Genomic DNA, 22,328 nt, shown 5'->3' with positions numbered 1-22,328 from the left:
GCGTATCGAAGGCAAATCTTGCACCCGGAAAGCTCCCAGAATGGATGAGTCGACAGGCAGGCTCACGCTGGCGCTGGCTGACCTTGAATGAAAAGATGCTAGACGAAATTGATTCTTCTGACAAGCCTAGTTTCTGGAATGGAAAAAAGGTTGCGCAAGGCATACAGAGGAGGGGGAACGCCCATCCCGCCGTGGCGGCGGGATGGCAAGGCGGGTTTACGGCACCACGGTCAGTACGTCGACATCGATTTCCGGGCTTTCCATGAAATCCTTCTCCACTTCGCCGCGGATTTCCACTTGGGTCTTGGCGTCGATCTTGCGGTTCATGAAGACCTTGTCGTCGATGTCCACGCGGATTTCCGCCGTGCCGTCGGAGAACGTGTATTTCTCCTTGCCCACTTTGCGCAGCAAATGGCCGCGCAGCACGACGGCCTGGTCATCGACGGGATTTTTCAGGATGGCGGCCACGCTGCTGGGTGCGGCCGGGCCGGCCGTCGGGCCCACGTATTGGGCGTGCGCGCTGCCGGCCAGCAAGGCGCAGGCGGCCAGGGAGACGATGAGTTTGCGGTGCAGTGGCATGGTATTCCTTTGATAGTGACTGACGGCTCAGAAGAAGACGGCGGTGCGGGGGATGATAGCACCGGCATTGCCATAGGGCATGTTCGCCCGGACGCTGCCCGTGCTGGCCACGCCATCGTCGAGTTTGCTGTCGATCTGTTCCGCGTAGCTCTCGGGCAAGTTGTCGAAACGGATGCCGTTGCCGGCGCGGCCGCCCACTTCGTCGTTGTACAGGTAGACGGCGCCGCCCTGGGCGCTGGTCATGAATTGCGAGGTGCCGTTGAACGAGCCGGTGATGAAGCCGCCCAGGGCCAGGTGCTGCGGCGCCAGGGTGAATTCGCGCGGCTGGCCGTCGCCGATCTGGCCGTCGCCATTGCCGTTGCCGGCCGAATTGGGCACGTGCAGGGTGCCCTGCAGGTCGTCGCCGGGCAGGGCGCGGAATTTGTCCTGGTAGGCGTTGACGGCGGCCGTCAGCGCATTCGATTGCTGGATGATGTTTTTCACCTTGGCGCTGTCGATCAAGCCTTGTCCCTTGAGCACGCCACCGAGCAGCAAGCCGATGATGACCAGGACGATGGCGATTTCTACGAGCGTAAAGCCGTGCTGGCGGCGTGGGAGCATGGGATTTCCTTGGAAAAAAAGTGCGACAGCTTGGGTTGGCAGTTTACTGCATTTGATGCCGGGCGCGCATGGCAGGGTCATGGCGTGGCCTTTGCTTTCTTCTTGGCAAGTTCGTCGAGCCGGCGCGCGAGGAAGGCCAGTTCGTGCGGATCGCTGATCTGGCCGCTGGCGAGCAGGCCGCCGATCACCAGGCGGGCGCTGTCGAGCTGGTCCATGTCTTCCAGGATGAACGCTTCCATCTCGCGCACCCAGGATGGCACTTGCGGCCCCGTCGCCAGCCGCCGCAGTTCACGCGCATACGACAGGGCCAGCGGCAGGTCGTGCAGCTGGTGCTTCGCCACCAGCGCCGCCTGCGCCATGGCGGGCCAGCGGCGCTGCGGGTCGGCCGCGAAGCTGGCGGCGACAAAGGCCAGCATGCGCCGCACGCGCTGCGGGTCGGCCACGCCCGCGTACACTTCGCTGGCGGCCACCAGCGCATACTGGCTGCGCGGATCGAGCGTTTGCGCCGTTTCCAGCCAGCCGGCCAGGCGGTCATAGTCGAGTTCGCGCCACGGCAGGCTGACGCCGGCCTGGTCTTCGAACGACTGCAGGTACAGCAGCATGGCTTTCGACATGGCCAGCGGCTCGCCCAGGCTGGCCAGGCGCGCCACGCCCGCCGGCGGCGCGGCGGGCAGGGGCCGCGCCTGCGCCGGCGCTTGCTGCTGCGCCAGGCGCCAGCCCAGCTGCAGCAGCAGGCATGCCGCCAGCAGCCAGCACAGGGGGCGCGGCACGCTGCTCCAGGGGCGCTGGGCGGCGGCCATCAGATGTTCCTGCGGTAAAAGTCGCACAGCGCGCAGCTGGCCAGCAAGGCCACGTAGATGCCGGTTTGCGCCGCCACATTGGCCAGGGCTGGCCAGTTCCCGGTGGCGTACAGCAGCCATTCCGTGCGCGCAAAGGCGTCCAGGCGGGGCAGCAACAGGGCCAGCACGTCGATGGCGCCGGCCGTGGCCCGCTGCGCCAGCGAGTCGCCCGCCTGCGGGCCGTGCGCCAGCAGTTGCAGGCTGCCCAGCATGCGCGCCAGCACATAGAAACCGCCAGTCGCGGCCAGCGCCGGCAGGGCCTGCTGCAGGCTGGCCGCGCACAGCAGGCTGAAGGCGGCGACGATCCACAATTCGCCCAGCAGCGACAGCGCCCACAGCGCGCTTTGCGCGGGCGCGGCGAACAGGGCCATCAGCAGGCCGAACAGCACGGCGGGCACGGCCGCCAGCGCCCCGTAGCCCAGCAGTTTTCCCAGCAGGTAGGCGGCGCGCGGCATGGGCAGCGCCAGCAGCAGTTCCAGGCCCCGGTCGGCCGCTTCGCGCGCCATGCTGGTGATGATGAAGGTGGCCAGCAGGAAGACGCCGGCCAGGCGCAAGGCGGCCGCCAGTAGCGCCGCCTGCACGGCGCCGCTTTCCGTCAGCGCCAGTTGCTGCAGGAAGCCGGCCAGGGCGGCGGCGCCGCAGGCGGCCAGCAGGAACAGCCACGGCAGGCGGCTGCGCAGCGCTTCGAGCAAGGTGTAGCGGGCGATGGCGGCGGCGGGCGAGAGCATGGGCATCAGCGGGGCAGCCTTTGCGCGGCCACCATGCGGTTGAACAGGATGTTCGGCGACAGCCAGGCGACGATATCGTCGAACTCGCCGCCGGGCTGCTGCGGGCCGCTGGCGGCGCGGCTGATGACGGTGGTGGCGTTCGTAGCATTGTTGCGCTCGTCGACATTGTTGCCGAAAGGCACAGCCTGGCGCTGGCCCTGCACGCCCGTGGCGCCGAAACCGTTCTTGCCGTGCGACATGATCATGGCGGGGATGTCGTTCAAGGCCGTCGCCTGCAGCAGCGCGCCGCCATTGCGCGTGACGATGCTGATGTCGCGCGGCGTCGACAGGCTGAAAAGCTGGCCGCTGTCGCTGAAGGCCGGCGTCACGCTGTAGCGGAACAGATTGTTCCAGCTGTCGCCCTGACGCAACCCCAGGGTGGCCCACGGCAGGAAACCGGCGCGCTTTTCGCCCGTGCAGCGGGTGCCGCGCCGGTCTTCCAGGCCGCTCATGGCGGAGATGGCGGGACAGGGCAGGTAGCCGTAGCGCAGCGCGTAGCCCGTCAGCGCTTCCTTCGCTTCATTCAGCGCCTGTTGCGTCTCGGCCACCTTGCGCTGTTCCAGCTGCACCGTCAAGGGCGTGACCAGGCCGCCTATCATCAAGCCCACGATGACGAGCACGATGGCGATCTCGATCAGGGAAAAGCCGCCCTGGCGGCGAGATGGATGCGGGCGGGGGCTCATGGCAGGTTGCGCGCGGCGCGCATGCGTTGGTACAGGGTGGGCAAGGTAATCCAGGTGAGCATGTCGTCGAAGGCGCCGCCGGGCAGCGCGGCATTGTCGGTGGCGGGGCGGGCGATGAAACTGCGGCTGGCGCGGTCGTTGGCGGCTTCGTCGAGATTGCCGCGTGCCGTATTGATCTGCGTCACGCCGCTGGCGGCCGTGCCGTAGTGATTCTTGCCTTGCGAGAACAGCACGACGGGCAGGCATTCGACGCTGACGTCGCACAGTGCCTGGCCCGCGACGAAGGCGAAATCGCCGCGCGCGTCGCGCTCGAGCACGACCCGGTTGGCGACGGCGGAAAACGAGACGATGGGCGCGCGCGCCATTTCCGGCGTGACGCTGTAGCGCAGCAGCTTGCCCCAGGCGTCGCTGCCCGCCACGCCCAGCGCCACCCATGGCAGGAAGCCGCTGCAGGCGGCATCGTCGGCGCAGTCGGCGGCCCGTTCGCGCCCGTCGAGGGCGGAGGCGGCCGGACGGGGCAGGCGGCCATTGACCGCCGCAAAGCCCAGCAAGGCTTCGCGCGCCTGCGCCAGGGTGTCCAGCGTGCGCTGCTGGCGTTCGGCCTCGCCCGTCTTGCGGCCAAAGGCGCTGATCAGCAGGCTGGCCGCGCCCAGGCTCAGCACGGCCACCAGCAGCAACAGGGCCGCGCCGCGCTGGCGACGAGCTTGCCGTAGCGTCATGGCGGTGTCTCCTGCACTTCGGTGACCGTGCCGCTGGCCGGGTCGTAGCGCTGGCCAGGTTTCAGCAGCACCGCCTGGCCATTCGACAGGCGCAGGGTCAGGGTGCCGGGCTTGTCGCGGGCAAGGCGGTTGTGCGGCTCGTTCTGCGCTTCCTGGTTCAGCCAGACGGTGGAGCGGCCGCTGCTGCGCTGCACCACGCCATTCAATTCCACGGGCGGCGCGGGCGGCGGCGGTGGCGGTGGCGTGGGGGCAGCCAGGGCGGGATCGGGTGGCGGCGGCCCGTAGCGCTGCGCGTCGAGCTGGGCGCGCTGCTGGGGCGACAGGAACAAACGTCCCAGCGGCTGCGCCTGCCCCTGCGCCGTGAGTGCGGCGCCGGCCAGCAGCGCGCACAGGATGCGGGCGGACTTCATGGCCGCCCCGGCACGGGCACGCTGTTGACGGTCAGCCACAGCAGTTCGCATTCGGCGCCCAGGGTCGGCACCGCCTCGCCGCCGGCCGCGCCATGGCGCTTGAGCGTGCAATCCTGCACGGCGAAATAGCCGGCCTGGCGCAAATCGTCAAACAGATTCAGCAAGTCCATTTCGTGCAGCAAATCCATCTGCAGGCGCATGCGGCTGCCGCGCAGGTGATATTGCCCCATCACCATGGGCAACGGCACGGGCAGCGCTTGCTGCGGGCTGATGTCATAGCTGATCGGCAGCAATTTGCGCTGTTCCTGGCTGCGGCGGATGGCGTCGATCCAGGCCAGGCGGTTTTCCTCGCCGATCAGGCCGCGCTGGCGCAGGGCCAAAAATTGCGGTTCGTAGGCGCGGATTTCCTGCTTTTCCGCTTCCGCGTGGTTGAACAGGGTGGCCGCCGCCGCGCGCGTGTGCTGGGCCAGGTACAGCTGTTGCGCTTCGCGCATGCGATAGGCGGCGGTCAGGCTCAGCAGCAGCAGGCTGGCCAGCAAGGTCAGCGCAAAGCACAGCAGGGCGGCGCGTACCAGGTGCAGTTCGCCCAGCCAGGCGGGCAGGGTGCGCGTGGGCGTGCCTGCCCGCTGCATGCCGGGCAGGGGCGGCTGCTTCACGGGGCCGCTCATGGCTGCCACTCCAGCAAGAGGGTAAAGCGGGCCTGGCTGTCCTGCGCCGGCGCGGCGCTCTTGCCGGACAGGGCCGCGCTGGGACGCAGGTCGAGCGGCGTTTCCTCGATCGTCACCTGCATGCGCGGCTGGCGCGCCAGGGTTTGCGCGAAGGCCGTGATGGCGGCCAGCGCGGCGCGGTAGTCATTATTTGGCATGGCCACATCCGCTTCCAGGCGCAGCGCCTGCGGCGGCGCGACAGGGATGCCGGCCAGGGCGCTGTGGGGCGGCGCAGTCTGCTGCTGCGGCGGCTGGCCCGCGCCCGTGCGCGCGGGCGCCTGGCCCGCATGCCAGTGCAGCTGGCCCAGCGCGACCTGCGGCGCCTGGTCCAGCGCGGCGCTCAGCATGCCCAGCAGGCGGCCCGGCTCCGGCGCCTGGCTGGCGATCATCTGGCCCAGGGTGACGGCCACTTTCATGTTCTGCGTCTTGGCCGGCGCCGGCGGCTGGGTCGACATGACGCTGCGGTAACGCTCCTGGTAGGACGCCGTTTCCTGCGCCAGCCGCTGCGTGCTGGCCCCGTCGGCGATGCCGCCAAGCAAATTGATCACGCACCACAGGGCGGCCGACGCGCCGATCAGGGCGCTGGCGCCGTACAGCGTCTTGCGCGCGCGCTGGAAGTGGTAATAGCGGGCCAGCGCGCCGGGCGGATAGTGGCTGGACGGCGGATGCTTGCCCAGCAAGGTCAGCAGCAATTCGTCGGCCAGCGCCGGCGTCTGGCGCAAGCCCACCCGTTCGCCGGCCAGCTGCAGGTCGATGAAGTGGTAAGCCACTTCGACGCCGTTATCGCACAGCAGCTCGAGCTTGGCGATCTGCACGGCCGGCGCCAGGATGACGGTATTCAAGACGTCGCCGCGCGCCAGCATGCGCGTACTGGTGAGAAATTGTCGTGTCTTTTCCGTTTCCAGCGCGATATTCACGGCCACGCCGTCGAGCGCGATGGTCGCCGTCTGGCGCGAAAAGCGCAGCTGGCCCTTTTCATAGTAACTTTGCCGCAAGCCGCCTGATTGCTGCGTCACCAGCAGCAAGTGTTCATGCGCGATCGACAACTTTTTGACCAGCGCGATACTGAGCAGGCTGGTCGAATAGATGCCAGCCACGGGCACGCGCAAGTGTTCGAGCGCCTCCGTCCACGGCTGCAGCAAGGTGGGATTGGTGAGGGCGAAAAACAGTACCTGGTCGTCATGGCGTCCCGTGCTTTCGCGCCCCAGCAGGGTGCTGCCCCGGTAGGGCGTGTCGCGGTGTAACTGCTGCTTGCGCCGCTCCAGCAGGGCGCGGCCCGCCTTGCCGCGCACGTGGGGTACGAGCTGATGCTGGAAATCTTCCTCGATCAAGTCCGTCAGCAGGTAGGCGGGCACGTCGAGCCTGCGCTCCTGCGGGTCTTCCAGCCACGCGGCGAAGCCGTCCAGCCCGGCCGCGCTGGCGGGGAAGGCCTGGCCGGGGCCCAGCACGCCGTGGTTCCAGTCGTAAGCGCACAGGGCGTCGCTGGTGAGGTAGAGTAATTGTTTGCGGAACACGGCGGCCTCAGGTTTTGATGGTGCTGATGGTGTCGTAGATCGGCCCCAGCACCGACAGCATGATCCAGCCCAGCAGCAGGCCCAGGATGACCGTCATGGCCGGCTCGATCATGGCTTGCACTTTCTCAATCAATTCCTTCACTTCGCGGTTGTAAAAGTAACTGACATTGCGCAAGGCCGTGTCCAGCGAACCCGTGGACTCGCCCACTTTCAGCATGCGGATCACCAGCGGCGGGAAGATGCCCGTGTGCTGGAAAGCGGCGGTGACGCCGTAACCTTCGCTGATCAGCTGGGCGGCGCGGCGCAGGCCGGCCGCCACCACCTGGTTGCCGGCGATGCCCTCGGACAGGCGGATGCATTCGAGGATGGTGATGCCGGAGGCATACATCAGGGCAAAAAACGTGGCGAAGCGGGCCAGGATGATCTTGTGCAGCACAGGACCGACCAGCCACAGCCGCAGTTTCAAGCCATCCCAGGCGTAGCGGGCCGCCTCGCTGCGGCGGATGAGCGCGCGCAAGCCGAAAAACAGCAGCACGGGCAAGGCCAGCAGCAGATACCAGTAATCGATGAAGACATTCGACACGGCAATGAGCACGCGCGTGTGCAGCGGCAGTTCGCCGCCCATGTTGCGGATGAACGCCGTCAGCTGCGGTACCAGGTAGATCATCAGGAAAAACGTCACGGCCGCCACGACGATGGCGACGACGACGGGGTACATGACGATCTTGCGCGTCTGCGAGGCCAGCTCATCCTGCCATTTCAGGCTTTCCGACAGGTTCTTGAAGACGTCGGCGATCCGGCCGCTCTGTTCTCCCGCCAGTATCAGGCTGGTGAACGTGGCGTCGAAGATGTCGCCATGCTGGGCCAGCGCGCCCGAGAGGGGCAGGCCGCCCTCGATGCTTTCGATCAGGTCCGTGACGACTTCGCGCAGGCGCGGATGGTCCGTGCTTTCGCGCAAGTCGTTCAAGCCTTCCAGGATGGGCACGCCCGCGCCCGTCAATTGCTCCATGTGGAAGCAGAAATTGATGAGGTCGCGGCGGTGGATGATGCGCTTGCCCAGCAGCACCAGGTACTGGCCCGTGATCTTGCAGTCGATCAAGTCGAGCTGCATGCGGTGCAGGCGCGCTTCCAGGTCCGGCACGTTGGCCGCCTCCATGCTGCCGGGAATCAGGGCGCCGGCCGCATCCATTGCGCGATAGACATATTGCGCCATCAGGCCAGCCTTTCCGTCAGGTCGACCACGCGGCCCACTTCTTCCAAGGTGGTGACGCCTTCCAGCACGCGGCGCATGCCGTCGTCGACGATGCCCTTGAAACCGGCCGCGCGCGCCGCGGCCTTGAGCTCGCGCAAACTGGCGCGGCGCGCCGTCAATTCATCGAGTTCGGCCGTCATCTTGAGGATTTCCATGATGGCCAGGCGGCCCTTGTAGCCCTGGTGCGCGCAGCGTTCGCAGCCTGCGGCGCGGCAGATGCTGACGGCGGGCGCCTCGGACGCAAGGCCCAGCAGGCGGCGCTCGATGGTATCGGCGATGACGGTTTCCTTGCAATGCGGACACAAACGCCGCACCAGGCGCTGCGCCACGATGCCGATGATGTTGCCGGCCATGATGTCGGGCAAGATGCCGATGTCGAGCAGGCGCGCCACGGAACCGATGGCCGAGCTCGTATGCAGGGTGGAATACACCTGGTGGCCCGTCATGGCGGCGGCAAACGCCATTTCCGCCGTTTCGCGGTCGCGGATCTCGCCCACGAGGATGATGTCGGGGTCTTGCCGCATCATCGAGCGGATGCCGTCGGCAAAGCCCAGCTTGACGGATTCGTTGACGGAGGTCTGGCGTATCATGTTCATCGGATACTCGACCGGGTCCTCCAGGGTCATGATGTTGACGCTTTCCGTATTGATATGGTTGAGTATCGAATACAGGGTGGTGGTCTTGCCGCTGCCCGTCGGGCCCGTCACGAGGATCACGCCGTCGGGGCGCGCGATCATGAGTTTCAACAAGTTCAATTCCGCCTCGGCCAGGCCCAGGGCGTCCAGCGGCACGATGCCCTTTTGCCGGTCCAGCACGCGCAGCACGACGTTTTCGCCATGCGTGGTGGGCTGCGCCGACGCGCGGAAGTCGATTTGCCGCCCGGAAAACTTGATGCTGATGCGCCCATCCTGCGGCGCGCGCGCCTCGGCGATATTCATGTTCGACATCACCTTCAGGCGCACGGCCATGGCCGGCCAGTACGATTTGTGCAGGCTGCGGATTTGCCGCAGGATGCCGTCGATGCGGTAGCGGATGCGCAGGAACGACTGTTCCGGCTCGAAATGGATGTCCGAGGCGCCGTTCTGCACGGCGTCGGCCAGCAGCGCATCGATCAGGCGCACCATGGGCTGGCTGTATTCGTCCGACGGCGAGGCCATGCTTTGATAGCTGACTTCGCCCGTTTCGATTTCGTGCAGGATGCCGTCGATCGACAGCTCGAAGCCATAGTACTGGTCGATGGCGCGCGAAATGTCCGATTCGTTGACGAGCACGGTGGAAATCGTGATGCCCTTGACCAGCATGGCGCTGATTTGATCGAGCGCAACGATGTTGCTCGTGTCGGCCATGGCCAGGATCAGGTTATCCGCCTGCCGCTCGTAGACGATGGGAAAGACGCGGTAGCGCTTGGCCACGTCCTTCGGGATCAGTTTCAGGGCGATGGCGTCGACCACCAGGCTGGACAGGTCCGCGCTGACCTGTTTCAGGTTTTCGCTGAGCGCCTCGCGCACGGTCGCTTCCGTGACAAAACCCAGGGTGATCAGCAGCTTGCCCAGCGGTTCGCTGCTGCGCCGCTGTTCGATCAGGGCGATGCGCAGCTGGTCTTCGCTGATCACGCCTTTCTGGATCAGCAGCTTGCCGAGGGGAAGTTTTGCCTGTTCTGCCATGTGATGCTTATTCCTGACGGGGTGTGATGACGGCCGGCTCGGCCGGGGCTGCAGGGGCCGCCAGTTCGCGCAAGCGCGTTTGCACGACGGCCTGGTCGAAGGCGGCGGGCGTCGTTTGCGCCAGGGTCAAGGCGCGCTGGTAATACGTGGCGGCCAGCCGGGGCTGGTTCAGCCGGTCCAGGCCCACGGCCAGGTTGAAGGCATAGTCGGGGTTGCCCGGCGCGGCGCCGTAGGCGCGGAAGAATTGCTGCTGCGCTTCGTTCCAGCGGCGCTGCTTGGCGTACACATTTCCCAGTGCAAACAGCACGGGGGCACTGTCGGGGTTGCGCGCCAGGATGGCTTTCAATTTTGCCTCGCTCTGCGCCACGTCGCCCTGGCGCAGCCCGATCAGGCCGGCCAGCGCCTCGCCATCGTCGGGATTGATTTCCAGCAAACGCACGTACAGGGCCGCCGCCTGCGCGCCCTGGTTTTCGCGCAGGGCCACGGCCGCCAGGCCCAGCAGCGCGTCGCGGTTGGTCGCATCCTGCCGCAGCACCGTTTCATATTGCTGACGAGCAAGACCCAACTGGCCCCCGTTGAAGGCTTGATAGGCTTGCTGCACGTCGGGGTTGATTTGCGGCGCTGCCACGCTGCGCTGCACCTGGATCTGGCTGTTGTCGGGCGCGGCCACCGGTGGCAGGCTGGGCGGTGCGGCCGGCGCCATGTGCGCCAGCTGCGCCGCTACGGCGGCCTGGGCCGCCGCCTGTATCATCGCCTGCTGGTCCTGTGCTGACTCTGGCTGGCGCGCGTCGCGCGGGTTGTCGGGCGGCAGCGCCGCGGGCGTCATGGCGTCCGGCGGCGCGGCACCCGTCGCCGGCACCACCACGACGGGGCCGGCGACGCCGGCCGTGCCCGGGGCATCCGTCAGCGGCATGGGCACGCCGGGCAGGTTGGCGCCCGCACCGGGGCTGGTGCTGGCGCGCCAGTACCAGTACGCCATGGAGCCGACCACCAGCAGCAGGATCGCCAGCAGCACGGCCAGGCGCACGGTGACCGGGTCGACGCTGATGGGGCCAGTAGGACCTTTCGGCGGCGGATTGCTGCGGCTGGCGCGTGGCCGGGTGGGCGGCGCTTCCGGACGGGCGCGCGGCGGCTCGGGCGGCGGGCCTGATTGCGCGCCTTGCTGCGACCCAGGCTGTGGCTCCGGCTGGGCGCCACTGGACGCGGGCTGCGGCGCGGGCGCGTCCGCCAGCGGTTCCAGGCGCAAGGTGCTTGCCGACTGCACGGGCGCTGGCGCTGGTGCGGGACGGGGCGGCAGGGCGTCGGCCGGCGCCAGTTCCAGCACCTGGTCGTAGGCTTCGGACGGCTTTTCCAGTTCTTCGTCGGAAAGGCTGTTCTGCTTGGCGCGCTCGGCTTTCTTGAGCGCCTGCATCAGCAAGCTCATGGGAAGTCTCCCTGCAAGCGCGCCTGCGGCCGGACGGGCGCCGCTGGCGGGCCATCCGTGTAGGGCTGGGTGTTGAGCGGCGCCTGGCCGGGCAGCAGGTAGCGGTAATCGCGGTAATCGCCCTCGACGCTGGCATCCTTGACGACGACGGGGCGCATGAAGATCACCAGCTCCGTCTTGCTGCTTGCCTCATTGCGGTAGGTAAACAGATTGCCCACCAAGGGCAGGCTGGACAGGCCCGGCACGCCATCCTTGGCATTGTCGATGGAGTCTTGCATCAGGCCGCCCATCACGGCGATCTGGCCATTGCCCACTTTCATGATCGATTCCAGCTCGCGCGCCTGGATCACGGGCACGCGGCTTTGCACGTTGGCCGTGGCCAGGGCCGGATTCGGGTCTTGCACGTAGCCGACGATGCGCGTGATGGTGGGGCGCACGTTGAGGGTCACTTCATCGCTGTCGGAAATCTGCGGCGTGACGCTCATGACGAAGCCGACGGGCACCGTTTCCAGCTTCGATTCATAGGTGGCCGGCGTGGTGATGGTGCCCGTCGAGCTGATCACGGCGGGCGTCACCTTGATGGTAAAGAAGACATTGTTGTCGACCACCTTCAGCATGGCCGTCTGGTTGTTCAGCACGCTGATCTTCGGACTGGACAGCACTTTCACCTTGCCGAACGATTCGAGCAGCTGGATGGTGGTGGAAAAGCTGTCTTTCAGATAATTGAGCAGGAAGATGCCGGGCGTGGCGTTCGGCGTGACGCCGCTGGACAGGCCCGCCGTGCCCACTTGTCCCTGGCGCAATTGCAGGCTGCCCGTCAGGCGCGACCAGTTGATGCCTTGCTGGTATTCATTGCTCAGGCGCACTTCGATGATGGTCGCCTCGATCAGCACTTGCCGCTTGGCGCTGTGCAATACCGCGTCGAGGAATTCGGCGATCTTTTCATGCTGGCGCCCTGTGGCGCGCACGGCGATCAGGCCGCCCTCGACGTTGACGACGACGGACGAGGGGCTGCCCTTGTTGGCCAGTTTGAGCAGCGGCATGCCGTTCGCGTCCAGCGGCTGGCCGGGAGCCGCGTTCTGGCCGGGCGCCTGCTGTCCCGGCGCATTCTGGCTCCCGTTCGGGTTGCCATACTGCATCGGCGGCTGGGCGCCGTACTGGCCCGCCGCACCGGCGGCAGGGTAGGCGCCGGCCTGGTTCTGCTGCTGGCCTTGCTGTCCCTGCTGGCCGGGCATGCTCGTCAATTGCTGGTTCAGCTGCGCCAGCGGGTCCACCTGCACGTCGTTGAGCGTGGTCTCGCGCAGCAGGTCGCGGATATTCTTTTCCAGGCTGTACCAGAAATTATTTTCCGAACGATTCACGACGAGGGTGGTCGAATTGTTATTGCCGTTGCCGCCGCTGCCTTGCGTGCTGCCCACGGGGTTGCTGGCGTTGTTCGACCCGCCGCCCGCCGTGGAGATTTGCGTGGCGATATTCACGCTGCTGTTGGTGCTGCGCGCCATGTTGACGTAATCGACCTTGTAAGTGCGCCAGACGGGCGCGTCGGGCAGCACCGTCAGGTTCTTGCCATCGATTTCGTAGCGCATATCGACTTGCTTGCCGATACGCGCCAGCAATTGCGGCAGGGTCTGGTTCAGCGCATTCAGGGTGACGCTGCCTTCGATCTGCGGGTGGATGTCGATATTCATGCCCGCGTCGCGCGCCAGCGCAAACAGCAGCGATTGCACGGGCACCTTGTGCACGGTGACGCTGTAGGTTTCCACCTTGGGCGCGGGCAGGGGCGCGGCTAGCGCGCTGCTTTGCTGCACCGGTTCGGGAATGACGCCGGCGGCGACGGGCGCGGCATTGAGGTGGGCCGGCGACAGCGGCGTTTGATGCGTGGCGCAGCCGGCCAGCATGGTGCTGCAGGCGAGGGCGACCCAAGAGGTCAGCACAGGAATAGGGTGTTGAGTCATGAAAAGTTCGCCCTTGAAGTCGTGTTGTGCTTTTGTAATTTTACCCAGCATGATCGCTTAAAAGCAATCGGCTGTGCAGGCTTGGGAGGCAATATGCTGAAATAAAGTCAGGGGGCGCCACGCCCCGGTTTTTCCGGTGCCAGGGCTTTTATTTCTGTGCGGATACTGTCTATGTCGCTCAGCAATATTTTCTGCGGCGACGCCGGGGCCAGCCTGGCCCACACGGCTTCGGCGCTGGCCTGGTCGGCAAAGCTGCCATAGACGATGAGCAGGCGCGCGGTGGAGGTCGCGGGCGGCGTATTTGCGGGCGCGGACGCGGTTGCGGGCATGGTGCCAGGCAGGCGAAACACGTGGAGGTCGTGCAGGCCGGTGGCTTGCTGTGCCTGCCGCAGGAAAGTTTCCGCCGCAACTGTCTCGGTGGCGGGCAAGCTGGCGATGTGCAGCACCAGTTGCTTCGGCCCTTGTCGCGCCAGCCAGTCGCGCGATTCGGCCAGTTTGCTGTCGAGCAGCGTCGACGGGGCGGGCTGCGGTGCGCGCACAAGCGCTTCCTTGAGTGTGCCTGGGGCCGCGTCGGCGGGCGCGGCGGAGCGTGCCTGGGATGCGTGGGATGCCTGGCTTGCCGGCGTCGCCATGCTGGCTGTCGCCGCTGTCCGATCCTCGCTGCCTGCCTGCCATTGCCACAGCAGAGCAAAGGCCAGCAACAGCATCAGCGCGCTCAAGGCGCCTGCCAGCAGCTTGCCCGCATGCCAGGGCGGGCGGTAAAAGGGGCTGTCGGCGATGGCCAGGCGCACGTGGCGCGCGCTAATTTCCTGCGCATCGTCCGCAAACGCGGCCAGCAAGGCTTTGTCGGCCAGGATATTGATCCTGCGCACGATACCCTGCGCCGCGCGCGCCAGCCGGCGCTGTGCGGCCGGCGTGAAAACGAGCGGGGCCGTGCGGCCGGCGGCGGCCAGGCGGCATGCCAGATAGTCGTCCAGCAAGGCTGGCGGCAGGCGCGGCACGCTGAAACTGTGGGTGATGCGTTCCTTCAACTGGCGGAACTGGGGCAAGTCCAGGGTGTTCTGCAATTCCGGCTGGCCAAACAGGACGATCTGCAGCAGCTTGTGGCTGGCCGTCTCCAGGTTCGTCAGCAGGCGCAGCGCTTCCAGGGTGGCGCCCGGCATGGCTTGCGCTTCTTCGGCCAGCAACACCACCTGGCGTCCCGCCGCATGCCTGGCGATCAGCTCGCCGTGCAGGGCGCGCAGGACGGCGTCGGCGCGGCAGCCGTCCAGTTCCAGACCCAGTTCGGCGGCGATGGCGTGCAGGACGTCGTCCGGTTCCAGGCGGGGATTGAGCAGGTACAGCACGTCGACTTGGGGCGGCAGGCGGTCGGCCAGCATGCGGCACAGCATGGTCTTGCCGCTGCCCACTTCGCCCGTCAGCTTGATGATGCCTTCGCCTTGCGTGACGGCATACAGCAGCGCAGCGAGCAGCTCGCCCCGCGTATTGCCCGTATAAAAGAAGGCCGGGTCCGGCGTGATGCCGAACGGCGCCGTGCGCAAGCCGAAATGGCGCAGATACATGCCGTGCGGCGAGGGCGCATACGGCCGTCCGGGCGGCGTGGAGGGCGGGGCGTGCGTGTCGGCGTTCATGCTGCGATGCAATTGAGGAAAGCCTGCTCCAGGCTGGCGTCTTGCGCGCCGCCGTGACGCGCGCGGCATTCGCCGGGCGTGCCCGTAAACACGATGCGGCCCCCATGCAGGATGGCCATGCGGTCGCACAATTCTTCCACGTCGGCCAGCGCATGCGAAGTGAGCAGGGCGCCGCGGCCTTGCGTGCGCGCTTGCCGCAAGACTTGCTTGAATTGCGCGCGCGCCTTCGGGTCGAGTCCGCTCATCGGTTCATCGAGCACCAGGTGCGGCTTGCCCGATAGCAAGCATGCGGCCAGCCCCAGTTTTTGCATCATGCCTTTCGAATACTCGCGCGCGGGGCGCAGCAGGGCGTCCGGCGCCAGGTCCAGCGCGTCCAGGGTTTGCTGCAGCGCTTGCGCATCGGGGCGCACCTTGTGCAGGCGCGCCAGGTAGCGCAGGAAGTCGCCGCCCGTCAGGTAATACGGCGCCTGGAAGCGTTCCGGCAGAAACGACAGGGGCTGGCGCGCCGCGCCATGCCGGTGCGGCTGGCCGAAGATGGCGATCTCGCCCCGTTCGGGCGTACAGAAGTCCAGCAGGCATTTCAGCAGGGAAGTCTTGCCTGCGCCATTCACGCCAACCAGGCCGAACAGTTCTCCCGCGCGCACCTGCAGGTCGACGCCGCGCAGCACGGCGCTGCCCGCCAGCTGCAGATGCACGTTGTGGAACTCGATGGCGCAGGCGTTCATAGTGGCAATGGTCGGCAGGCAAGACGGGGGACGAGCGCCATTATTGTCATGGGTGCCGGCGGGCGGCAAGTGTTTCCTTGCCGAGTGTTGAAATGCGCAAAAATCAAATGATGGAATGTATTTTCTTTAAGAAACAACAGGTTCTGGAATAAAATACCCCCGCGCGCCGCTGGCGTGCATCGTCTGATGAATCTGTCGAGGAGCAAGCATGGCAAGGCCAGAGAAAGTCCGGCTCGGTGAAATTTTGGTGCAGCAGAAATTGCTGACGGAAGAACAGTTGGGCCAGGCCTTGACGGAACAGAAACGTTCGGGACGCAAGCTGGGCCGCGTTTTTGTCGAGCACGGCTTCGTCACGGAAGAGCAGATTTCGGGCGCCCTGGCGCGCCAGCTCGACATTCCCTACATCAACCTGAAGTTTTTCAACATCAACCCCGAACTGGTGCGGCTGCTGCCGGAAACCCAGGCGCGGCGCTTCCGCGCGCTGGTGCTGGAAGACCGCCGCGAGGGTTTGCTGGTCGGCATGTCCGATCCCACGGACCTGTTCGCGTACGATGAAATCTCGCGCCTGGTCAAGCGCCATATCGAGCTGGCCGTCGTCAATGAGACGGAAGTGCTGGCCGCCATCGACCGCATCTACCGCCGCACGGAAGACATTTCCACCCTGACGCGCGAGCTGGAGCAAGACCTGGGCGACGTTTCCGTCGACTTCGGCGCGCTGGCCGCCAATCCTGGCCTGGAAGAGGCGCCCATCGTCAAGCTGCTGCAATCCGTGTTCGAGGATGCCACGCAGGTGCGCGCCTCGGACATCCACATCGAGCCGCAGGAAGGCCGGCTGCAGATCCGCTTCCGCATCGACGGCGTGCTGCACCTGCAGACGGAAGCGGACAGCAAGATCGCCAGTTCGCTGGCGCTGCGCCTGAAACTGATGTCGGACCTCGATATTTCCGAGAAACGCCTGCCGCAGGATGGCCGCTTCGCCATCCGCGTGAAAAACCAGCGCATCGACGTGCGTATTTCCACCATGCCGACGCAATACGGCGAATCGGTGGTGATGCGGCTCCTGAACCAGGGCGGCACGACCTTGCGCCTGGACGCCATCGGCATGCCGCCTGCGCTGGTGGCGCAATTCCGCGCCATCGTCAGCCGCCCGAACGGCCTCGTGCTGGTGACGGGGCCGACCGGCAGCGGCAAGACGACGACCTTGTACTGCGCCTTGTCCGAACTCAATTCCGTGGAAAAAAAGCTCATCACGGTGGAAGACCCCGTCGAGTACCGCTTGCCGGGCATTAACCAGGTGCAAGTCAACGACAAGATCGAGTTGAATTTCGCCAGGGTGCTGCGCTCGGCCCTGCGGCAAGATCCCGACATCGTGCTGGTGGGCGAGATGCGCGACCAGGAAACGGCGCAAATCGGCTTGCGCGCCGCCATGACGGGGCACTTGGTGCTGTCGACCCTGCATACGAACGACGCCATCAGCACGCCGCTGCGCCTGATGGACATGGGCGTGCCCCGCTACATGGTGGGCAGCTCGCTGCAAGCCGTGTTGGCGCAGCGCCTGGTGCGCGTGATCTGCGAAAGCTGCAGCACGCCGTATGCGCCCACGCCGAACGAATACGAATGGCTGCGCCTGGAACTGGGCGAACTGGTCGAGCGCAACCAGTATTTCCACGGCAAGGGCTGTTCGCATTGCAACGGCATGGGTTACCGGGGCCGCACGGGCGTGTACGAATTGCTGGAAATCACGCGCGCCGTGGCCGATGCCGCCAACCATGCCGATCCTTCCCACTTCATGAAGGTGGCGACGGCGCAGATGGCGGGCGAAACGCTGCGCCGCCACGCCGTGCAGCTGGTGGTCCAGGGCCGCACGACGGTGATGGAAGCGATGCGCATCAGCAACCAGAGCGAGGATTGAGGTGCCGTTTTTCTCCTACAAGGCGCGCAGCGCCAGCGGCGAACTGTTGACCGGCGTCATGGAAGGCGCCGATAGCGGCGCCGTGGCCGACCAATTGATGGCGGGCGGCAGCACGCCCGTCGATATCAGCGCCACGAAACAGACGGTGACGAAGGCGGGCGCCAACCAACTGGGCTGGTGGGACAAGCTGACCGAGAAAAAGGTCACGCCCATGGACGTGCAACTGTTCAGCCGCCAGCTGTACACGCTGCTCAAGGCGGGCGTGCCCATCATGCGCGGCCTGGCCGGCTTGCAGGAGTCGGCCATCAGCCCCGCATTCGGGCGCATCATCAAGGATGTGCGCGAATCGCTCGACGCGGGCCGCGAACTGTCGGCCGCCATGGCGCGCCATCCCGCCATCTTCACGCCGTTCTACCTGTCGATGGTGCGCGTGGGCGAAATGACGGGGCGCCTCGATGAAGTGTTTTTGCGCCTGTTCAACCACCTGGAATTCGACCGCGACATGCGCGCGCGCGTGAAAACGGCGACGCGCTACCCGACCTTCGTCGTCTTCGCCATGCTGGCCGCCATGATCGTGGTCAATATCTTCGTCATTCCCCAGTTCGAGAAGGTGTTTGCCAGTTTCCATGCGGAACTGCCCTTGATGACGCGCATCCTGATCGGCACCTCGCGCTTTACGGTGGCGTACTGGCCCATCCTGCTGATGCTGGGCGTGGGCGGCTTTTTCGGCTGGCGCGCCTGGCTGCGCACGAAAGAGGGCTTGTATAAGTGGGACCGCGCCAAGCTGCGCCTGCCGATCGCCGGCAAGATCATCCTGAAGGGCACGATGGCCCGCTTCGCGCGCAGCTTCGCCCTGTCCAGCACGAGCGGCGTGCCCATCGTGCAGGCCCTGACGGTGGTGTCGCAAACGGTCGACAACACGTATCTGAGCGCGCGCGTGGAGCAGATGCGCGACGGCGTCGAGCGGGGCGAGAGCATCTTGCGCACTTCGGTCGCGGCCAACGTGTTTACGCCTGTGGTGCTGCAGATGATCGCCGTGGGCGAGGAATCCGGTTCGCTCGACGACCTGATGGACGAGATCGCGGACATGTACGAGCGCGAAGTCGATTACGAGCTGAAAACCCTGTCGGCGCAGATCGAGCCGATTTTGATCGTCTTCCTCGGCGCCATGGTGTTGGTGCTGGCGCTGGGCATCTTCCTGCCGATCTGGGACCTGGGCCGGGCGGCCCTGCACTGATGGCAAAACCGTTCCGCCAGCGCGGTTTCACCCTGTTCGAGCTGGCGGTGGTGGCGGGCGTGTTCGCCATCCTGACGGCCGTGTTCCTGAACCGCGTCGGCTATTACCAGCGACAGGCGCAGCAGGCGGCCGTGGCGCAGATGCTGGGCGTGCTGCGCACCAGCTTGCGGGTGCAGGTGCTGCATTTATATCTGGCGGACCGGCGCGACCGGTTGCCGGCGCTGGCGCGGCAAAACCCGTTCGACTGGCTGATGGATAAGCCGGCCAACTATCTGGGCGAGTTCGCGCAGCCGGAGCTTGAAAAATTGCCAGCGGGGAATTGGCTGTACGATAAAAAAGAACAAAAAATCATCTATTTGTTTAGTAATGGCAATATTTTTCCCAGTAAAAGGGTTGATTTAGTGAAATTTAAGGTAACCTTGCCACGTGCGGATGCCGATCTTGACAAGCTCGCCCAGGAACCCGATATCGTGGTGTGGAAATCGCCGGACCCGGCGGCAAACTGACGCGCTTCCTGGTCCGGTGCAGCGACAGTTTCATGGCGTTGGTTTTGAAGTTTTTTTATTTGATTTTGGAGAAAGCAAGAATGAACAAGTCTTTACGTAGTATGAAAAGCGGCGCCCAGGCAGGTTTTACCCTGATCGAATTGATCGTCGTCATCGTGATCCTCGGCATCCTGGCCGCCACGGCGATTCCTAAATTCATCGACATGTCGACCGATGCGCGCGTGGCCAAGATGCACGCGGCCGCTGGCGCCGTCAAGGCGGGCGCTGCCCTGTACCATGCGCAGTGGCTGGTCAATGCTGACGCGACCAAGACCGTAACAATGGAAGGCCAGCCGATTACGGGGGCCAATGGTTACCCTACGGCCGATGCCGCCGGGATTGGACTTGCCGCAGGCATCGCCACACCTGACTATGTGATCTCCGCTACCGGTTTCTCCGTGTCCCCTGATGCATCGCGCTCGGGCTGCTCGGTGACGTATACCGCTGCCACCGCTACCGCCGGCCCAGGCATCAAGGATCTGGCAGACCCGACTTCGTGTAAGTAATCTTTGAGCACACTGCAAGGAAAGTCAGGCAACATCCGGCCTTCCTTGCGCACCACCAGCCCAACCTCAGGCGCCAGCCCGTTGGGCTTTTTTACGGGCCATCCATTGCAGCAGTCACCGACAGTCTTTTCGCATCGCCAAGCAGGGCCGCCAGGCCGCCTGCGGCGTACGGCTGCACGCGGCTTCACCTTGATCGAGCTGGTGGCCGTGCTGGTGCTGGCGGGTTTGCTGGCGACCTTTGCCGTCAACCGGTTTTTCCAGCGCGACACTTTTGACGCGCGCGGTTTTGCCGACCAGGTGACGAATATCGTGCGCTACGGGCAAAAACTTGCGGTGGCGCAAAACCGTGCCGTGTTTGTACGCATCGATGCCGACAGGGTGGCCCTGTGCTTCGATGCCGTTTGCAGCGCTGACCAGAAAGTGGTGCCGCCCGCGGGCAAGAACAGCGGCAGCAAGGAGACGCTGCAGTATTGCCTGGGAAGCAATTGGCTGTGCGAAGGCCGGCCGTCCGGCGTTACCCTGTCCACCGATGTGAAAGGCGAGCCCAGCTTTTATTTCGACGCGCTGGGCCAGCCGTATGCGCAGAACGATGTGTTCCCGGCGCTATCGGGTTTCCCTGCGCGGCTGAACATCAGCATCCTGGGTGACGGCACGGAGCGCGTCGTCACGGTCGAGGGGGAGACGGGTTATGTCCATTAGCCAGCGGCGCCGGCGTGAACGCGGCGTGACCCTGATCGAACTGGTGCTGTTCATCGTCATCGTCGGCCTGGCCTCGGCCGCCATCCTGGGCGTGATGAGCCTGACGACAAAGCGCAGCGCCGATCCGCAGCTGCGCAAGCAGGCGCTGGCGATTGCCGAAAGCATGCTGGAAGAAATCCAGCTGGCGCGGTTTACCTATTGCGATCCGCAAGACCCGGCCGCGGAAACGGCGACCAGCCCGGCCGGCTGCGCCATCCCGGAAGGGCCGGGGGAAGAGGCGAACGGCGCGGGGAGGCCGTTCGACAACGTCAACGATTACGTGAGTGCGTATGGCACAGCCACGGAGTACAAGACGGATGCCCAGGGTAATGCCTGGGCTGCCAGCCCCACCCAGAATTACACTGCCTTGGTGACGATCACCGAGCAAGCCCTGAACGGCTTGCCTGCGACGGAAAGCCTGCATATCCAGGTGGTCGTGCCGTATGCCGACCAGCAGATCGTGCTCGACGGCTATCGCGTGCGCTATGCGCCGAATAGTATCCCATGAGTATCCCATGAGAAATTTCTATAACGCCAGGCGCCGCCCGCGCGGCTTTACCCTCGTCGAGATGGTCATCGTGATCGTCATCACGGGCATCATCGGCGCCATGGTCGCCGTCTTCATCCGCGTGCCCGTGCAAGGCTATATCGACACCACCGCGCGCGCCGCGCTGGCCGACACGGCCGACACGGCAGCGCGCCGCCTGACGCGCGACGTGCGCCTGGCCCTGCCCAACAGCGTGCGCGTGTCGAACGACGGCCTGTTCCTGGAATTGCTGCTGACCAAGACGGGCGGACGCTACCTGAGCGACAGCGATCCGTCGGGACCGGGCAGTGTGCTGAGCTTTGAGACCACCCCCGCCTCACCAGCTTTTAGCGTCGTCGGCGCCATGCCCGCAGATGCGCTGGGCGCGCGCCAGGCGATCAGCGTGGGCGACCAGATCGTCGTCTACAACCTGGGCGGGGCGGGCGCGCCGAACAATGCGTATGCCTGCAGCGCTGCCACCGGCTGCAATCGCGCGCCAGTCACGGGCGTAGCCGGCACTGTCGTCACCTTGGGCAGCTATCCTTTCACGACGGCGCCCGCGCCGCTGCCGTCGCCGTCGAACCGTTTCCAGGTGGTATCGACGCCCGTCACCTATGCGTGCGATCTGAAGAGCGGCACCTTGACCCGTTACGCGGGCTATGTCATCCAGGCTACCCAGCCGGTTGTGGAAAACACGGTCCCGCTGGAGGCGAAGAAGGGAGCACTGCTGGCGCGCCAGGTGGCGGCTTGCCGTTTCAGCTATGGCATTTTGGCCAACGTGCAGCGTGGTCTGGTGAATATCGACCTGAGTCTGGGGGCAGCGAACAGCAATACGGGCGTGCTGCGTCTGGTGCAACAGGTACAGGCGAGGAATACGCCATGAGGCGCTTGCTGCGCCATCGCGCCGGCCGCATGCGCGGTTTCAGCCTTGTCACGGCCATTTTCCTGCTGGTGGTGCTGGCCGCGCTGGCGGCCGTGATGGTGAATATCTCCACTTTCCAGCAGACGGAGTCGGCCATGGACGTGCAGGGCGTGCGCGCCGAACAGGCCGCGCGCGCCGGTCTCGAATGGGGGCTGCAGCGGCAGATCAGCGCCGGCCTGACCGCTGGTGCGGCGTGCATCGGTCCGGCCAGTTTCAGCTTGCCAGCGGGCACGACGCTGTCGTCGTTCAGCGTCAGCGTGCAATGCAGCACGGCCACGGGGCCCGGCACCTTGACCAGCTGGACCATCACGGCCACGGCGTGCAACCAGCCGGGCACTGTCGAGCCGTTCTGTCCGAACGCGGGCAACAACGCGGACTATGTTCAGCGCCGCCTGCAAGCCGTGCTGTCGCAGTAAGATCAACTGCGTGCAAAAAAGATCGCTAATTTATTGTTTTTACACAATAAAGTTGGCT

At 65.6% G+C, this 22,328-nt stretch carries 23 protein-coding genes; 8 read left to right on the top strand and 15 right to left on the bottom strand.

The annotated features are described in order from the left end of the window. Positions 1 to 216: 216 nt before the first annotated feature. From VPH40_RS05585 to VPH40_RS05515, 15 genes are all read right to left on the bottom strand, one after another. Positions 217 to 579: a YgiW/YdeI family stress tolerance OB fold protein gene (locus VPH40_RS05585; protein ID WP_099667507.1), complete on the bottom strand. Its 363-nt coding sequence runs from the start codon at positions 577 to 579 to the stop codon at positions 217 to 219. 27 nt (positions 580 to 606) lie between these two features. Next, the gene (locus tag VPH40_RS05580; RefSeq protein ID WP_289897521.1) at positions 607 to 1,179 is read right to left on the bottom strand and encodes a prepilin-type N-terminal cleavage/methylation domain-containing protein; all 573 of its coding nucleotides are present in this window, start codon (positions 1,177 to 1,179) and stop codon (positions 607 to 609) included. Positions 1,180 to 1,256: 77 nt separating this feature from the next. Further along, on the bottom strand, positions 1,257 to 1,979 hold the full coding sequence (locus VPH40_RS05575) for a hypothetical protein (protein WP_289910497.1): 723 nt from the start codon (positions 1,977 to 1,979) through the stop codon (positions 1,257 to 1,259). Further along, entirely contained in the window at positions 1,979 to 2,752 is a 774-nt protein-coding gene (locus VPH40_RS05570) for an ABC transporter permease subunit (protein ID WP_328572927.1), read from the bottom strand. Before VPH40_RS05570 ends, VPH40_RS05575 begins: the two co-directional genes overlap by 1 nt. Continuing rightward, positions 2,752 to 3,468, bottom strand: a complete 717-nt coding sequence (locus VPH40_RS05565) for a type II secretion system protein (protein ID WP_289910495.1) — start codon at positions 3,466 to 3,468, stop codon at positions 2,752 to 2,754. Before VPH40_RS05565 ends, VPH40_RS05570 begins: the two co-directional genes overlap by 1 nt. After that, entirely contained in the window at positions 3,465 to 4,187 is a 723-nt protein-coding gene (locus VPH40_RS05560) for a hypothetical protein (protein WP_328572926.1), read from the bottom strand. The genes VPH40_RS05565 and VPH40_RS05560 overlap by 4 nt, the downstream gene beginning before the upstream one ends. After that, complete coding sequence (locus VPH40_RS05555) at positions 4,184 to 4,597, bottom strand: hypothetical protein (protein WP_328572925.1); 414 nt, start codon at positions 4,595 to 4,597, stop codon at positions 4,184 to 4,186. Before VPH40_RS05555 ends, VPH40_RS05560 begins: the two co-directional genes overlap by 4 nt. Continuing rightward, positions 4,594 to 5,265 carry a hypothetical protein gene (locus VPH40_RS05550; protein WP_305055799.1) on the bottom strand — a complete coding sequence of 224 codons (672 nt, stop codon included), beginning with the start codon at positions 5,263 to 5,265 and terminating at the stop codon, positions 4,594 to 4,596. The genes VPH40_RS05555 and VPH40_RS05550 overlap by 4 nt, the downstream gene beginning before the upstream one ends. After that, complete coding sequence (locus tag VPH40_RS05545; RefSeq protein ID WP_328572924.1) at positions 5,262 to 6,818, bottom strand: hypothetical protein; 1,557 nt, start codon at positions 6,816 to 6,818, stop codon at positions 5,262 to 5,264. Before VPH40_RS05545 ends, VPH40_RS05550 begins: the two co-directional genes overlap by 4 nt. 7 nt (positions 6,819 to 6,825) lie before the next feature. Continuing rightward, on the bottom strand, positions 6,826 to 8,031 hold the full coding sequence (locus VPH40_RS05540) for a type II secretion system F family protein (protein ID WP_099667515.1): 1,206 nt from the start codon (positions 8,029 to 8,031) through the stop codon (positions 6,826 to 6,828). After that, positions 8,031 to 9,734: a GspE/PulE family protein gene (locus VPH40_RS05535; RefSeq protein WP_328572923.1), complete on the bottom strand. Its 1,704-nt coding sequence runs from the start codon at positions 9,732 to 9,734 to the stop codon at positions 8,031 to 8,033. The genes VPH40_RS05540 and VPH40_RS05535 overlap by 1 nt, the downstream gene beginning before the upstream one ends. A gap of 7 nt (positions 9,735 to 9,741) precedes the next feature. Beyond that, entirely contained in the window at positions 9,742 to 11,157 is a 1,416-nt protein-coding gene (locus tag VPH40_RS05530) for a tetratricopeptide repeat protein (protein ID WP_328572922.1), read from the bottom strand. Continuing rightward, positions 11,154 to 13,112 (bottom strand): pilus (MSHA type) biogenesis protein MshL, encoded by a 1,959-nt coding sequence (mshL, locus tag VPH40_RS05525; protein WP_251348306.1) that lies wholly within the window; start codon positions 13,110 to 13,112, stop codon positions 11,154 to 11,156. The genes VPH40_RS05530 and mshL overlap by 4 nt, the downstream gene beginning before the upstream one ends. Positions 13,113 to 13,219: 107 nt before the next feature. Further along, positions 13,220 to 14,743: an ExeA family protein gene (locus VPH40_RS05520; protein ID WP_251348307.1), complete on the bottom strand. Its 1,524-nt coding sequence runs from the start codon at positions 14,741 to 14,743 to the stop codon at positions 13,220 to 13,222. Then, positions 14,740 to 15,468: an ABC transporter ATP-binding protein gene (locus VPH40_RS05515; RefSeq protein WP_251348308.1), complete on the bottom strand. Its 729-nt coding sequence runs from the start codon at positions 15,466 to 15,468 to the stop codon at positions 14,740 to 14,742. The genes VPH40_RS05520 and VPH40_RS05515 overlap by 4 nt, the downstream gene beginning before the upstream one ends. Before the next feature lie 208 nt (positions 15,469 to 15,676). Between VPH40_RS05515 and VPH40_RS05510 the strand changes: the two genes are divergently transcribed. From VPH40_RS05510 to VPH40_RS05475, 8 genes are all read left to right on the top strand, one after another. Further along, a complete protein-coding gene (locus VPH40_RS05510) occupies positions 15,677 to 17,380 on the top strand; it encodes a GspE/PulE family protein (protein WP_034781098.1) in 1,704 nt (567 codons plus the stop codon). 1 nt (position 17,381) lies between these two features. Then, positions 17,382 to 18,617 carry a type II secretion system F family protein gene (locus tag VPH40_RS05505; RefSeq protein ID WP_099667520.1) on the top strand — a complete coding sequence of 412 codons (1,236 nt, stop codon included), beginning with the start codon at positions 17,382 to 17,384 and terminating at the stop codon, positions 18,615 to 18,617. Further along, entirely contained in the window at positions 18,617 to 19,123 is a 507-nt protein-coding gene (locus VPH40_RS05500) for a type II secretion system protein (RefSeq protein ID WP_328572921.1), read from the top strand. The genes VPH40_RS05505 and VPH40_RS05500 overlap by 1 nt, the downstream gene beginning before the upstream one ends. Beyond that, positions 19,093 to 19,668, top strand: coding sequence for a pilin (locus VPH40_RS05495; protein ID WP_328572920.1), 576 nt, complete (start codon positions 19,093 to 19,095; stop codon positions 19,666 to 19,668). Before VPH40_RS05500 ends, VPH40_RS05495 begins: the two co-directional genes overlap by 31 nt. A 159-nt stretch (positions 19,669 to 19,827) precedes the next feature. Continuing rightward, entirely contained in the window at positions 19,828 to 20,367 is a 540-nt protein-coding gene (locus tag VPH40_RS05490) for a Tfp pilus assembly protein FimT/FimU (protein ID WP_370385300.1), read from the top strand. Next, positions 20,357 to 20,914, top strand: a complete 558-nt coding sequence (locus VPH40_RS05485; RefSeq protein WP_305062177.1) for a type IV pilus modification PilV family protein — start codon at positions 20,357 to 20,359, stop codon at positions 20,912 to 20,914. The genes VPH40_RS05490 and VPH40_RS05485 overlap by 11 nt, the downstream gene beginning before the upstream one ends. A gap of 7 nt (positions 20,915 to 20,921) precedes the next feature. After that, on the top strand, positions 20,922 to 21,815 hold the full coding sequence (locus VPH40_RS05480) for a prepilin-type N-terminal cleavage/methylation domain-containing protein (RefSeq protein WP_328572919.1): 894 nt from the start codon (positions 20,922 to 20,924) through the stop codon (positions 21,813 to 21,815). After that, on the top strand, positions 21,812 to 22,270 hold the full coding sequence (locus VPH40_RS05475; RefSeq protein ID WP_099667525.1) for an agglutinin biogenesis protein MshP: 459 nt from the start codon (positions 21,812 to 21,814) through the stop codon (positions 22,268 to 22,270). The genes VPH40_RS05480 and VPH40_RS05475 overlap by 4 nt, the downstream gene beginning before the upstream one ends. Positions 22,271 to 22,328: the final 58 nt, after the last annotated feature.

Source organism: Janthinobacterium sp. P210005 (assembly GCF_036231865.1).
GTDB classification, from domain to species: Bacteria; Pseudomonadota; Gammaproteobacteria; order Burkholderiales; family Burkholderiaceae_D; genus Janthinobacterium; species Janthinobacterium kumbetense.
This window is presented reverse-complemented; position numbering and strand designations above follow the sequence as displayed.

What these genes read in the sequence shown, in the direction of transcription:
- VPH40_RS05580 (WP_289897521.1), bottom strand. Translation starts at nt 1,179, where the DNA reads ATGCTCCCACGCCGCCAGCACGGCTTTACGCTCGTAGAAATCGCCATC.
- VPH40_RS05480 (WP_328572919.1), top strand. Translation starts at nt 20,922, where the DNA reads ATGAGAAATTTCTATAACGCCAGGCGCCGCCCGCGCGGCTTTACCCTC.
- VPH40_RS05585 (WP_099667507.1), bottom strand. Translation starts at nt 579, where the DNA reads ATGCCACTGCACCGCAAACTCATCGTCTCCCTGGCCGCCTGCGCCTTG.
- VPH40_RS05575 (WP_289910497.1), bottom strand. Translation starts at nt 1,979, where the DNA reads ATGGCCGCCGCCCAGCGCCCCTGGAGCAGCGTGCCGCGCCCCCTGTGC.
- VPH40_RS05475 (WP_099667525.1), top strand. Translation starts at nt 21,812, where the DNA reads ATGAGGCGCTTGCTGCGCCATCGCGCCGGCCGCATGCGCGGTTTCAGC.
- mshL (WP_251348306.1), bottom strand. Translation starts at nt 13,112, where the DNA reads ATGACTCAACACCCTATTCCTGTGCTGACCTCTTGGGTCGCCCTCGCC.
- VPH40_RS05570 (WP_328572927.1), bottom strand. Translation starts at nt 2,752, where the DNA reads ATGCCCATGCTCTCGCCCGCCGCCGCCATCGCCCGCTACACCTTGCTC.
- VPH40_RS05540 (WP_099667515.1), bottom strand. Translation starts at nt 8,031, where the DNA reads ATGGCGCAATATGTCTATCGCGCAATGGATGCGGCCGGCGCCCTGATT.
- VPH40_RS05535 (WP_328572923.1), bottom strand. Translation starts at nt 9,734, where the DNA reads ATGGCAGAACAGGCAAAACTTCCCCTCGGCAAGCTGCTGATCCAGAAA.
- VPH40_RS05560 (WP_328572926.1), bottom strand. Translation starts at nt 4,187, where the DNA reads ATGACGCTACGGCAAGCTCGTCGCCAGCGCGGCGCGGCCCTGTTGCTG.
- VPH40_RS05500 (WP_328572921.1), top strand. Translation starts at nt 18,617, where the DNA reads ATGGCAAAACCGTTCCGCCAGCGCGGTTTCACCCTGTTCGAGCTGGCG.
- VPH40_RS05530 (WP_328572922.1), bottom strand. Translation starts at nt 11,157, where the DNA reads ATGAGCTTGCTGATGCAGGCGCTCAAGAAAGCCGAGCGCGCCAAGCAG.
- VPH40_RS05515 (WP_251348308.1), bottom strand. Translation starts at nt 15,468, where the DNA reads ATGAACGCCTGCGCCATCGAGTTCCACAACGTGCATCTGCAGCTGGCG.
- VPH40_RS05520 (WP_251348307.1), bottom strand. Translation starts at nt 14,743, where the DNA reads ATGAACGCCGACACGCACGCCCCGCCCTCCACGCCGCCCGGACGGCCG.
- VPH40_RS05565 (WP_289910495.1), bottom strand. Translation starts at nt 3,468, where the DNA reads ATGAGCCCCCGCCCGCATCCATCTCGCCGCCAGGGCGGCTTTTCCCTG.
- VPH40_RS05510 (WP_034781098.1), top strand. Translation starts at nt 15,677, where the DNA reads ATGGCAAGGCCAGAGAAAGTCCGGCTCGGTGAAATTTTGGTGCAGCAG.
- VPH40_RS05485 (WP_305062177.1), top strand. Translation starts at nt 20,357, where the DNA reads ATGTCCATTAGCCAGCGGCGCCGGCGTGAACGCGGCGTGACCCTGATC.
- VPH40_RS05555 (WP_328572925.1), bottom strand. Translation starts at nt 4,597, where the DNA reads ATGAAGTCCGCCCGCATCCTGTGCGCGCTGCTGGCCGGCGCCGCACTC.
- VPH40_RS05550 (WP_305055799.1), bottom strand. Translation starts at nt 5,265, where the DNA reads ATGAGCGGCCCCGTGAAGCAGCCGCCCCTGCCCGGCATGCAGCGGGCA.